Here is a 12,876-nt window from a genome sequence, read left to right as displayed (position 1 = left end):
CCTCTGTCGGACAAGCGAGTTTATGACATCAGCGGCAGCAGCTGCTGATAGATTTTGCGGAACACCTCGCGCCTTTCTGCATAACGGGCATGTCCTGCCGCGTTAGGCACATGCGCCTGTTCAAGCGTAAGCTGCGGCAGCAGCTGCGAAAACGGCTTTTCCGGGTTCATAGCAATCTGCGCCAGACGCGCGGCGCCGAGCGCGGGGCCAACATCCCCTCCCGTGCGGAAATCCAGCTGCAACCCGCTGATATCCGCCAGCATCTGTCGCCAGTAAGGGCTTCGCGCGCCGCCGCCAATCAGGGTGACGCTCGCCGGTTTCAGGCCGCTGTCGTGCACCACATCCATTCCGTCGGCCAGCGCATACCCCACACCTTCCAGAACCGCACGCGCCAGTTCTGCCGGGCCGTGCTGATGGGTTAGGCCAAAGAATACCCCTTTCGCTTCCGGGTTGTTGTGCGGCGTACGCTCGCCAGAAAGATAGGGTAAAAACCAGACGGTACTCGCCGCGTCATCCGCCTGCTGCGCCGCCGAAATGAGTGCCGGAACGTCCGCCATGCCGGTAAGCTTCGCCGCCCAGTCCAGGCAGGATGCCGCGCTCAGCATCACCGACATCAAATGCCATTTTCCCGGAAGCGCATGACAGAAACTGTGCACAGCGCTTTCGGGATTACTGCGATAGCCGTCGCTGACGGCAAAATAGACCCCAGAGGTTCCCAGCGACAGCATCGCCTGCCCCGCCTCAACCATCCCGACGCCGACAGCGCCCGCCGCGTTATCACCGCCCCCGGCCACCACCGGTACGGCAGGCATATTCCAGCGTTCCGCAACGTCTGGCAGCAGCGTACCCGTCACCTCACAGCCTTCGAACAGCGCGGGCATATGTTCCCGGGTCAGATGGCAGGCATCCAGCATCGCCTCGCTCCAGTCGCGCTTCGCCACGTCGAGCCACATGGTGCCCGCGGCATCGGACATGTCGCTGGCGAAATCGCCCGTCATACGAAAGCGCAGATAGTCTTTCGGCAGCAGGACTTTCGCCACCTGACGGAAAATCTCCGGCTCGTGGCGCTGTACCCACAAAAGTTTTGGTGCGGTGAAGCCCGGCATCATCAGGTTGCCCGTAATCTCGCGGGACGTGGGCACACGCGCTTCAAGGATTGCGCACTCTTCCGCACAGCGGCCATCGTTCCAGAGAATAGCCGGGCGCAGAACGCGATGCTGGCTATCCAGCAACGTTGCACCATGCATTTGTCCGGCAATGCCCAGCGCTTTCACGTCGCGCAGGCTGTGCTGCTCGCCTAAGGCTTTTATCGCGCGATCCGTCGCCTGCCACCACTGCTCCGGGTCCTGCTCCGACCACAGCGGATGCGGGCGTGAAACCTGCAGCTTTTCAGTCTGCGTTGCTAACACGTCGCCCTGCTCGCTTAACAGGATGGCTTTCACACCCGATGTGCCAAGATCGATCCCGATATACATTGTGGTGACTCCTTTGACAGAAATGCCCGGTGGCGCTTCCGCTTACCGGGCCTGGATGCTGTTATTTATCGAACAGGTAGTGATTAACCAGGTTTTCCAGCAATTCCTGATGCCCGCTCTGGTGCTGCGGCGCCAGCTGCTGTTGTTCAGCGTACTTCGCGATGTCCGCAAGCGATAACTGACCCTTCAAAATTTGCTGGCCCAGCTCACTGTTCCAGCCGCTGTAGCGCTTCGCCACGCGCTTATCCAGCTCGCCGTCTTCAATCATACGCGCCGCCACTTTCAGCGCCAGCGCCATGGTGTCCATCGCGCCAATGTGGCCGTAGAACAGATCGTATTTGTCGGTGCTCTGGCGACGCACCTTGGCGTCAAAGTTAAGGCCGCCGGTGGTGAAACCGCCCGCTTTGACGATCTCGTACATCACCAGCGCATTCTCTTCCACGCTGTTCGGGAACTGGTCGGTATCCCAGCCCAGCTGCGGATCGCCGCGGTTCGCATCTACCGATCCGAAGATGCCCAGCGCAATCGCAGAGGCAATTTCGTGATGGAATGAGTGGCCCGCCAGGGTAGCGTGGTTAGCCTCAATATTCACTTTGATCTCTTTTTCCAGACCAAACTGCTTCAGGAAGCCATACACGGTGGCGACATCATAGTCGTACTGATGCTTGGTTGGTTCCTGCGGTTTAGGCTCGATCAGCAGCGTGCCGCGGAAGCCGATTTTGTGCTTATGGTCGACAACCATCTGCATAAAGCGGCCAATCTGCTCGCGCTCCTGGCGCAGGTCGGTATTGAGCAGGGTTTCATAGCCTTCACGGCCGCCCCACAGGACATAGTTTTCGCCGCCCAGCTGATGCGTAGCGTTCATTGCCGTCACCACCTGCGTAGCCGCCCAGCTAAACACTTCCGGATCCGGGTTGGTGGCCGCACCCGCACCGTAGCGTGGGTTGGTGAAGCAGTTTGCCGTACCCCAGAGCAGCTTCACGCCGCTTTGCTGCTGTTTTTCTGCCAGCACGTCCACCATCTGCGCAAAATTGTTCAGGTACTCTTTCAGCGACGCCCCTTCCGGCGATACGTCAACATCATGGAAGCAGTAGTACGGCACGTTCAGCTTGTGGAAGAACTCAAACGCCACATCGGCTTTGCGTTTCGCCAGCTCGATGGCCTCACCCGGCTGTTGCCACGGACGGTCAAAAGAACCCACGCCGAACATATCGGCGCCGTTCCAGCAGAAGGTATGCCAGTAACAGGCGGCAAAGCGCAGATGATCTTCCATGCGCTTACCCAGCACCAGCTCATCCGGATTGTAGTGACGAAATGCTAAAGGATTGGTCGTTTTTGGGCCTTCGTAACGAACGCGATCGAGTTGGTCGAAATAAGCTTGCATATTGAGCTCCATAATCAGGGTATGCGGCGAGTCGTTGATTCAGGAGTAATAGTGAATAGACATTTTGGGTTGCTCAATTACGTTATTTCACACTGCTATTGAGAGAATGCACAACTGTGCGCTGGCTCGCAAAATAATGCGCAGACAAACTATTTTTCGGCGCACATTCCAGAATCAAATGTAATTAAGGCGTTACGAATTTTAAAATCCGATCGCGGTCATAAATTCAGAAATAAACCAAATATCGTAATGAGAAGATAAAAATCTGTAATTGCCAGCCCGCCTTTCCGCGTTAAAAATTTGCTGCGACCCAGCAGTGAATGTTTCTTTTATCTCAGCAACACATACCCCTACAAAAAGGCCTAATAATTATGAAGATAAAGAACCTGACCCTAACGCTCTGCACTACGCTCCTCCTTGCAAGCTTTGCAGGTCATGCCAAGGAGGTCAAAATTGGTATGGCGATTGATGACCTGCGTCTGGAGCGCTGGCAAAAAGATCGCGATATTTTTGTGAAAAAAGCGGAATCACTCGGTGCGAATGTGTTTGTTCAGTCGGCTAACGGCAATGAAGAAACGCAAATGTCGCAGATCGAGAATATGATCAACCGGGGAGTCGATGTTCTGGTCATTATCCCTTATAACGGCCAGGTATTAAGTAACGTGGTGAAAGAAGCGAAGCAGGAAGGCATAAAAGTTCTCGCTTATGACCGCATGATTAATAACGCCGATATTGATTATTATATTTCCTTCGACAATGAAAAGGTGGGCGAATTACAGGCGCAAAGCCTGATCGACAAAGTGCCTCAAGGCAATTATTTCCTGATGGGCGGTTCGCCGGTGGATAACAACGCCAAACTGTTCCGCGAAGGGCAAATGAAGGTCCTTAAGCCGTACATCGACAGCGGCAAAATTAAGGTGGTCGGCGATCAGTGGGCCGACGGATGGTTACCAGAAAATGCCCTGAAGATTATGGAAAATGCGCTGACGGCCAATAACAACAAAATTGATGCTGTCGTGGCCTCCAACGATGCCACAGCAGGCGGGGCTATTCAGGCTCTGAGTGCCCAGGGACTGGCCGGTAAAGTCGCGATTTCTGGTCAGGATGCCGACCTGGCGGGCGTAAAACGCATTATTGCAGGAACTCAGACCATGACGGTCTACAAACCGATTACCGAACTTGCCAATACGGCGGCGGAAATTGCCGTTGAGCTGGGCAACGGTAAGCAACCTAAAGCAGATGCAACGCTCAATAACGGCCTGAAAGACGTTCCGGCTCGCCTGCTCACGCCAATTGAAGTCAATAAAGAGAACATTGACGCCACCGTTATTAAAGACGGTTTCCACAAGAAGAGCGAACTGTAATCCGGCGCTGCCCCTGCTCTGCGGGGGCGCATGACGTTGTACTGTTCTTCCCTCGGGTTATGTGGAGCAGTTATGCCTTATTTACTTGAAATGAAAAGCATCACCAAGCGCTTCGGCGCGGTGAAAGCCGTCGACAACGTCAGTCTCCGGTTGAACCCTGGCGAAGTGGTTTCGCTGTGTGGCGAGAACGGTTCGGGCAAATCAACGCTGATGAAAGTCCTGTGTGGGATCTACCCGCACGGCAGTTACGAAGGCGAAATTGTCTTTGCCGGTGAAGTCATCCAGGCGACGCACATTCGCGACACCGAACGTAAAGGCATCGCCATCATCCACCAGGAGCTGGCGCTGGTGAAACATCTCACCGTGCTGGAGAACATCTTCCTCGGAGCCGAGATTTCCCGCCACGGCGTGCTGGATTACGACACCATGACGCTCCGCTGTGAAAAGCTGCTGGCGCAGGTGAGCCTCAACATTTCACCGGATACCCGCGTGGGCGACCTGGGTCTGGGGCAACAGCAGCTGGTCGAAATTGCGAAGGCGCTGAATAAACAGGTCAGGCTGCTGATCCTCGATGAGCCAACGGCGTCGCTCACCGAACAGGAAACTGCGGTTCTGCTCAATATCATCCGCGATCTGCAAAACCACGGCATCGCCTGCATCTACATTTCGCACAAGCTGAACGAGGTAAAAGCCATTTCGGACACCATCTGCGTGATCCGCGACGGGCAACACATCGGCACGCGTGAAGCTGCGGGCATGAGTGAAGATGACATCATCACCATGATGGTGGGCCGCGAGCTGACCGCGCTCTACCCGAATGAGCCCCACAGTCAGGGCGATGAAGTGCTGCGCGTGGAAAACCTGACCGCGTGGCACCCCGTTAACAGCCACATTAAGCGGGTCAATAACGTTTCGTTTTCCCTTCACAGCGGCGAAATTCTTGGGATTGCTGGGCTCGTCGGTGCCGGGCGCACCGAAGCCGTGCAGTGCCTGTTTGGCGTGTGGCCAGGGCGCTGGGAGGGCACGATATATATAGACGGCCAGCCCGTGAGAATCGACAACTGCCAGCAGGCGATTGACCGCGGCATTGCCATGGTGCCGGAAGACCGCAAAAAAGACGGCATCGTACCGGTCATGGCGGTGGGTAAAAACATCACCCTTGCGGCACTCGATCGGTTCTCCGGCGCGCTGAGCAGCCTGGATGATGCCGCCGAGCAGCAGTGCATCCTTCAGTCACTTGCCCGGCTGAAGGTCAAAACCTCCTCGCCGGAACTGGCGATTGGCCGACTGAGCGGTGGTAACCAGCAGAAGGCGATTCTGGCGCGCTGTCTGCTCCTCAATCCACGCATATTAATCCTTGATGAGCCGACGCGCGGGATCGATATCGGTGCCAAATACGAAATCTACAAACTGATTAATCAGCTTGTACAGCAAGGGATTGCCGTCATTGTCATCTCGTCTGAGTTACCCGAAGTGCTCGGCCTGAGCGACCGCGTGCTGGTCATGCACGAGGGGAAACTGAAAGCCAACCTGATTAACCAGAACCTGACGCAGGAGCAGGTGATGGAAGCCGCTTTAAGGAGCGAACGTCATGTCGAAAAGCAATCCGTCTGATATCAAAGTCGCTGTTCCGACGCCCGGCGCGTTCGCGGGGCTAAAAGCGCTGAACCTGCAGGTTTTCGTGATGATCGCGGCGATTATCGTCATCATGCTGTTCTTCACGTGGATGACGGATGGCTCGTACTTAAGCGCGCGTAACGTCTCAAACCTGCTCCGCCAGACCGCCATCACCGGCATCCTGGCCGTGGGCATGGTGTTCGTGATCATCTCTGCGGAAATCGACCTGTCGGTCGGGTCGATGATGGGTCTTCTCGGTGGCGTGGCGGCCATTTTTGACGTCTGGCTCGGCTGGCCGCTGCCGCTGACCGTGGCGGTGACGCTGGTACTGGGGCTGGTTTTAGGGGCCTGGAACGGCTGGTGGGTTGCCTATCGGAAGGTGCCATCGTTTATCGTCACCCTGGCGGGAATGCTGGCCTTCCGCGGGATCTTGATCGGTATCACCAACGGCACGACCGTCTCCCCGACCAGCGCGGCGATGTCGCAAATTGGCCAGAGTTACCTCTCGGACAGCATAGGCTTTACGATCGGCGTGGTGGGACTGCTGGCGTTTGTCGCGTGGCAGTGGCGTGGACGTATGCGCCGTCAGGCGCTGGGTCTTGCGTCGCCAGCGTCAACGTCCGTGGTCGGACGTCAGGCGCTGACGGCGGTCATTGTGCTGGGCGCCATCTGGCTTCTTAACGACTATCGCGGCGTTCCGACGCCGGTACTGCTGCTGGCGCTGTTACTGCTCGGCGGCATGTTTATGGCGACGCGCACCGCGTTTGGCCGTCGTATTTATGCCATCGGCGGCAACCTTGAAGCTGCTCGCCTGTCGGGTATTAACGTCGAACGTACCAAGCTGGCGGTTTTCGCCATTAACGGCCTGATGGTCGCTATCGCCGGGTTGATCCTCAGCTCGCGTCTGGGGGCAGGCTCTCCTTCCGCCGGTAACATCGCCGAGCTGGATGCTATCGCTGCCTGCGTCATCGGTGGCACCAGCCTCGCAGGCGGTATCGGTAGCGTGGCGGGCGCGGTCATGGGGGCATTTATCATGGCGTCGTTGGATAACGGGATGAGTATGATGGACGTCCCGACGTTTTGGCAGTATATCGTCAAGGGGGCCATTCTTTTACTGGCAGTCTGGATGGACTCTGCCACCAAGCGACGAGCCTGATAACCGCATTGTGACTTAATTGGGAAGCGAGCCATGTTTGAAAAGCGTCACCGCATTACGTTGTTATTCAATGCCAACAAAGCCTACGACCGTCAGGTGGTAGAAGGCGTGGGTGAATATTTGCAGGCGTCGCAATCCGAATGGGATATTTTTATTGAAGAAGATTTCCGCACCCGTCTGGAGAACATCAAAGACTGGCTGGGTGATGGCGTTATCGCCGACTATGACGATCCCATCATCGAGCAGTTGCTGACCGACGTCGACGTGCCGATTGTGGGCGTCGGCGGCTCGTATCATTCACCCGAACACTATCCGCCGGTCCACTACATCGCCACCGATAATCATGCCCTGGTCGAGGCCGCCTTTCTCCATTTAAAGGAGAAAGGCGTCCATCGCTTCGCGTTTTATGGTTTACCCGCCACCAGCGGCAAGCGCTGGGCCGTGGAGCGTGAACATGCGTTTTGCCAGCTGGTCGCACAGGAGAAGTACCGCGGCGTGGTCTATCAGGGGCTGGAAACCGCACCGGAAAACTGGCAGCACGCGCAAAACCGCCTGGCGGACTGGCTGCAAACGCTGCCACCGCAAACCGGTATTATTGCCGTTACGGACGCCCGGGCCCGACACGTGCTGCAGGTCTGCGAACATTTGCATATCCCGGTGCCCGAAAAACTGTGCGTGATTGGCATTGATAACGAAGAACTGACCCGCTACCTGTCCCGCGTGGCGCTCTCCTCCGTAGCACAGGGCACACGTCAGATGGGCTATCAGGCGGCAAAGCTGTTGCACCGTCTGCTGGATAAAGAGGCTCTGCCGCTTCAGCGCCTGCTGGTTCCCCCCGTCCGCGTCGTTGAGCGTCGCTCAACCGATTATCGCTCCCTAAGCGACCCGGCCGTCATTCAGGCCATGCACTATATCCGCAACCACGCCTGCAAAGGGATTAAGGTCGATCAGGTCCTGGACTCGGTGGGCATTTCCCGCTCGAATCTGGAGAAGCGATTCAAAGAAGAAGTGGGCGAAACCATTCATGCCGTCATTCATGCGGAGAAGCTGGAGAAGGCCCGCAGCCTGCTTGTCTCTACGTCACTGTCGATCAACGAAATCTCGCAGATGTGCGGCTATCCGTCGCTGCAGTATTTCTATTCAGTGTTTCGCAAAGAGTATGACACCACGCCGAAAGAGTACCGGGATCGCCACAGCGAGGTGCTGATATAGAAAAGGAAACGCCTTCCAGTGGAAGGCGTTTTTTGAGATTACATATGGGCGGCAATTAAGCGCTGGTTATCCTGGTACATAGCGAACAGATAGTTGTTATAGCTATTTCCCTTCGTCGAATAACCTTTTAGCTTGTGAATCATTGCGCTGGCCGTTACTTCCTGATCCGCTTTACGCAGCTGAGCGCGTGATTTACGGAACGATGAGTAGGCCGGGTGCGTATTAAGATTCACCGCGTAAGCATTCACGGAATCTTTTACTGATTCAAACTGAGAATAGCCCTTCACTTTGCCGGGCGCATTATTACAACGCCCTTTCGCACATTTCATGCCGAACAGGTTGTTGTTATTACGCGCCAGCTTAGACGTTCCCCAGCCGCTTTCGGCTGCTGCCATGGTCGCTACCATGCTGCCTGGGATAATGTCCACACGCTCAAGGAGAGCATTCCACGGTACGCGACGCGTGTTACCGTTCCAGCTCAGTTTGTAGCGCTTCGTGATGTCTTTCAGACGCGCGCGTTCAGACGGCGACCAGCGGCTATCGTACTGTTTTGAAATTAACCAGTTACGATCCGCCGTAATCGCGGCATTTTGACTTGTTATGTAAGGCATTACCGTCCGGAGAAACGCTTTTTTTCTTGGTGTTCCGGAAGGGTATTTTCGCAAATCAGGAAGTGAACTACTCTTTGCACTATTGCGAGAATACTCTTGTTTACTGCTAACCTTACTACTTGTCGTCTTTATTACGTGGGCTTTCTTACTCGTTGTATCCGTGTGCGTCTTCGCAAGCACCCCACCCGAAAATGTCGTGGTGAGTAACATGAGTATCGCGGCCCCATATCGTCGAATGGGAGTCGATATCATTAGGTCTCCTGGTCGGATGTAATCATCCCAACACCTTATTTTTTTCACAAATTTGAGAGCGGAATCTCAAATCATATCAAAAATAGACTTCAAGAGCACGTATAGAAATAGTCCAAATCCGAAACTATGTCACCTGAAACTTGCTCATAAAAACATCATTCCTGAAAAAATGTGTGCGATATCGCAGATAACTGTCTCATTTCGCGCGGGATCACTCATCCTCACAGATCCTCCCGACAGAAAGCGATGGGGGATGAGTTTTTAACCACAACCTGATGGCACACTGGTCAAAAATGCCGCGACAGGAAAATGGAATGAAACGCACCGCATTAGCTTTTCTGATGTTACCCGCTCTGGCACATGCCGACTGGTCATCGCCGGGGTTTAACGCATTTCGCGCCGAAGGCACCGGGGTTTTCACCAGCCAGGCAAAGCTTACGAAGGGTACGCGTCCTCTGACGCTGGGTTTTGACAAGACGTGCTGGCAGCCTTCGGAGGCGATAAAACTCAATGAGATGCTGTCGCTCAAGCCCTGCGACGGGTCTCCGCCGCAGTGGCGCCTTTTCCGCGACGGTCAATACCAGATGCGGATTGATACCCGATCCGGCACGCCCACGCTGCTGCTGACAATTCAGAGCACCGCAGAACAGCCGGTTGCAAGCGTTATCCGCCAGTGCCCGAAGTGGGACGGTAAACCGCTGACGCTGGACGTCAGCCATACCTTCCCGGAAGGCACCGTGGTGCGTGATTTCTACAGCAAACAGACCGCGACGGTGCAGAACGGAAACATAACCCTGCAGCCAGCCGCCAGCAGTGGTGGCCTGCTGCTGCTTGAGCGCGCCGAAACCGACAAACCAGCGCCGTTTAGCTGGCAGAACGCCACCGTCTATTTTGTGCTAACCGACCGCTTTGTGAATGGCGACCCGGGCAACGACAACAGCTACGGTCGTCACAAAGACGGCATGCAGGAGATTGGCACCTTCCACGGTGGCGATCTCAAAGGGCTCGCCAGCAGGCTCGACTATTTACAGCAGCTGGGGGTGAACGCGCTCTGGATAAGTTCCCCGCTTGAGCAGATCCACGGCTGGGTAGGCGGTGGTACCAAAGGGGACTTCCCACACTATGCCTATCACGGCTACTACACCCAGGACTGGACGAAGCTCGATGCCAACATGGGCACCGAGGATGATCTGCGCCATCTTGTTGATGAAGCGCACAGGCGCGGCATTCGCATCCTGTTCGATATCGTCATGAACCACGCGGGCTACGCGACGCTTGCGGACATGCAGGAGTACCAGTTTGGCGCGCTGTATCTGCAGGGTGATGAGCTGAAAAAGACCCTGGGCGACCGCTGGACGGACTGGAAGCCGGGCGCGGGCCAAAGCTGGCATAGCTTCAACGATTACATCAACTTTAGCGACAAAGCCGCATGGGAAAAATGGTGGGGCAAGAAATGGATCCGCACCGACATTGGTGATTACGACAACCCCGGCTTCGACGATTTAACCATGTCGCTGGCGTTCCTACCGGATCTGAAAACGGAATCCACCGCCCCTTCCGGATTACCCAACTTTTATCAGCACAAGCCCGATACCCACGCGAAAGCCATCCCGGGATTTACCCCGCGCGACTATCTCACCCACTGGCTCAGCCAGTGGGTGCGCGACTACGGCATTGACGGTTTCCGGGTGGATACCGCGAAGCACGTCGAGCTTGCGGCCTGGCAGCAGTTAAAGGACCAGGCTAGTCAGGCGCTGGCCGCGTGGAAAGGGGCCAACCCGGACAAAAAGCTCGATAACGCACCGTTCTGGATGACCGGCGAGTCCTGGGGTCACGGAGTGATGCAAAGCGACTATTACCGCCACGGTTTCGACGCGATGATCAACTTTGATTATCAGGAGCAGGCGGCAAAAGCGGTGGATTGCCTGGCCGATATGGATCTCACCTGGCAGCAGATGGCGGAAAAGCTGCAAAGCTTCAACGTGCTGAGCTATCTCTCCTCCCATGACACACGCCTGTTCCGCGAAGGAGGCCAGCGCGCTGCGGAGCTGCTCCTGCTGGCACCGGGCAGCGTACAAATCTATTACGGTGATGAATCCGAGCGTCCGTTTGGCCCGACGGGGTCTGACCCGCTGCAGGGTACCCGCTCGGATATGAACTGGCAGGACGTGACGGGCAAGCAGGCCTTAACCGTCGCCCACTGGCAAACGCTGGGCCAGTTCCGCGCCCGCCATCCGGCGATCGGTGAAGGCAAGCAAACCACGCTGTCGCTGAAAGAGGGGTACGGCTTCGTGCGCGAGCACAAGGGCGATAAGGTGATGGTGGTATGGGCGGGTAATCAATAATTATCCCCCCCTCACCCTGGCCCTCTCCCCGCATTGGGAGAAGGCCGGGGTGAGGGGTGAAACCCAACAGAACTATTCACTACACAAATCCCTCTCGACCATACAAAACAACAAATCCGACCACATCTCCCGATTTGCACCAGCACAGTGCTAGCGTTATGGTTACCCACTTTCAAAATAAGCTCGATAGAACACCTGCTATGACGTTTTCACTTTTTGGCGACAAATTCACCCGCCATTCAGGCATTACTCGCCTGATGGAGGACCTCAACGACGGGCTGCGCACACCGGGCGCCATCATGCTCGGCGGCGGAAACCCGGCGCAAATTCCGGAGATGACAACCTATTTCCAGATGCTGCTCGCGCAGATGCTGGAAAACGGCAAAGCGACCGATGCGCTCTGCAATTACGACGGTCCGCAGGGTAAAACCGAGCTACTGACTCTCCTTGCCAAAATGCTGCGTGAAGAGCTGGGCTGGGATATCGAACCACAGAATATTGCACTAACAAACGGCAGCCAGAGCGCGTTTTTCTACTTGTTTAACCTGTTCGCAGGGCGTCGCGCCGACGGCACCACCAAAAAAGTGCTGTTCCCGCTGGCGCCGGAGTATATCGGCTACGCCGATTCCGGCCTGGAAGAGGATCTGTTCGTCTCCGCGCGTCCGAACATTGAGCTGCTGCCGGAAGGCCAGTTCAAGTATCACGTCGATTTTGAACACCTGCATATTGGCGAAGAGACGGGCATGATCTGCGTATCACGCCCGACTAACCCAACGGGCAACGTGATCACCGATGACGAACTGATGAAGCTGGATGCGCTGGCAAATCAGCACGGCATTCCGCTGGTGATCGATAACGCCTACGGCGTACCGTTCCCGGGCATTATCTTCAGCGAAGCACGTCCGCTGTGGAACCCGAACATTGTCCTGTGCATGAGCCTCTCCAAGCTGGGTCTGCCGGGCAGCCGCTGCGGCATCATCATCGCCAACGAGAAAATCATCACCGCCATTACCAATATGAACGGCATTATCAGCCTTTCACCAGGCGGTATCGGCCCGGCGATGATGTGCGAAATGATCAAACGCAACGACCTGCTGCGTCTGTCTAATGAAGTCATCAAACCGTTCTATTACCAGCGCGTTCAGGAGACGATTGCGACGCTTCGCCGCTACTTACCGGAAGAACGCTGCCTGATCCACAAACCTGAAGGCGCGATTTTCCTGTGGCTGTGGTTTAAGGATTTGCCGATCACTACAGAACTGCTCTATCAGCGACTGAAAAAGCGTGGCGTGCTGATGGTGCCGGGCGATTACTTCTTCCCGGGTCTGGATAAGCCATGGCCGCACACGCACCAGTGCATGCGCATGAACTACGTGCCCGATCCGGCAAAAATCGAAGCGGGCGTCAAAATTCTCGCCGAAGAAATTGAAAAAGCGTGGCACGAAGGCAGCCAGTAACAC

Annotated in this window: 9 protein-coding genes; 6 read left to right on the top strand and 3 right to left on the bottom strand. The window is 55.9% G+C overall.

Going from position 1 to position 12,876, the window contains the following annotated elements:
* Nucleotides 1–20 precede the first annotated feature (20 nt).
* Together xylB and xylA are read right to left on the bottom strand one after the other, a co-directional pair.
* The gene (gene xylB / locus IM303_RS09815; protein ID WP_193359858.1) at nt 21–1,475 is read right to left on the bottom strand and encodes a xylulokinase; all 1,455 of its coding nucleotides are present in this window, start codon (nt 1,473–1,475) and stop codon (nt 21–23) included.
* A gap of 61 nt (nt 1,476–1,536) precedes the next feature.
* Nucleotides 1,537–2,859, bottom strand: a complete 1,323-nt coding sequence (gene xylA, locus IM303_RS09810) for a xylose isomerase (RefSeq protein ID WP_088204493.1) — start codon at nt 2,857–2,859, stop codon at nt 1,537–1,539.
* 371 nt (nt 2,860–3,230) lie between these two features.
* Here xylA and xylF point away from each other — a divergent pair, with 371 nt between their 5' ends.
* From xylF to xylR, 4 genes are all read left to right on the top strand, one after another.
* Nucleotides 3,231–4,223 (top strand): D-xylose ABC transporter substrate-binding protein, encoded by a 993-nt coding sequence (xylF, locus tag IM303_RS09805; protein WP_028015068.1) that lies wholly within the window; start codon nt 3,231–3,233, stop codon nt 4,221–4,223.
* A gap of 72 nt (nt 4,224–4,295) precedes the next feature.
* The gene (locus IM303_RS09800) at nt 4,296–5,837 is read left to right on the top strand and encodes a xylose ABC transporter ATP-binding protein (protein ID WP_192971805.1); all 1,542 of its coding nucleotides are present in this window, start codon (nt 4,296–4,298) and stop codon (nt 5,835–5,837) included.
* Nucleotides 5,815–6,996: a xylose ABC transporter permease XylH gene (gene xylH, locus IM303_RS09795; RefSeq protein ID WP_041911621.1), complete on the top strand. Its 1,182-nt coding sequence runs from the start codon at nt 5,815–5,817 to the stop codon at nt 6,994–6,996. Before IM303_RS09800 ends, xylH begins: the two co-directional genes overlap by 23 nt.
* A 33-nt stretch (nt 6,997–7,029) precedes the next feature.
* Nucleotides 7,030–8,208, top strand: a complete 1,179-nt coding sequence (gene xylR / locus IM303_RS09790) for a D-xylose utilization transcriptional activator XylR (RefSeq protein ID WP_041911622.1) — start codon at nt 7,030–7,032, stop codon at nt 8,206–8,208.
* A gap of 38 nt (nt 8,209–8,246) precedes the next feature.
* Here the strand turns inward: xylR and IM303_RS09785 are convergent, their stop codons facing one another.
* Complete coding sequence (locus IM303_RS09785) at nt 8,247–9,071, bottom strand: protein bax (RefSeq protein ID WP_045630274.1); 825 nt, start codon at nt 9,069–9,071, stop codon at nt 8,247–8,249.
* A 314-nt stretch (nt 9,072–9,385) separates the two neighbouring features.
* On the opposite strand from IM303_RS09785, the gene IM303_RS09780 reads away from it, so the two are divergent.
* Both IM303_RS09780 and avtA read left to right on the top strand, forming a co-directional pair.
* Nucleotides 9,386–11,416: an alpha-amylase gene (locus IM303_RS09780; protein WP_193359857.1), complete on the top strand. Its 2,031-nt coding sequence runs from the start codon at nt 9,386–9,388 to the stop codon at nt 11,414–11,416.
* Between the two features lie 200 nt (nt 11,417–11,616).
* Nucleotides 11,617–12,873, top strand: coding sequence for a valine--pyruvate transaminase (gene avtA, locus IM303_RS09775; RefSeq protein WP_193359856.1), 1,257 nt, complete (start codon nt 11,617–11,619; stop codon nt 12,871–12,873).
* The last annotated feature ends 3 nt before the right edge of the window (nt 12,874–12,876 follow it).

Origin of the sequence: Enterobacter cloacae complex sp. P38RS (assembly GCF_014930775.1) — a bacterium.
GTDB lineage: Bacteria > Pseudomonadota > Gammaproteobacteria > Enterobacterales > Enterobacteriaceae > Enterobacter > Enterobacter bugandensis.
The sequence above is the reverse complement of the archived record's forward strand: the minus strand, read 5'-3'. Positions and strand labels throughout refer to the sequence as shown.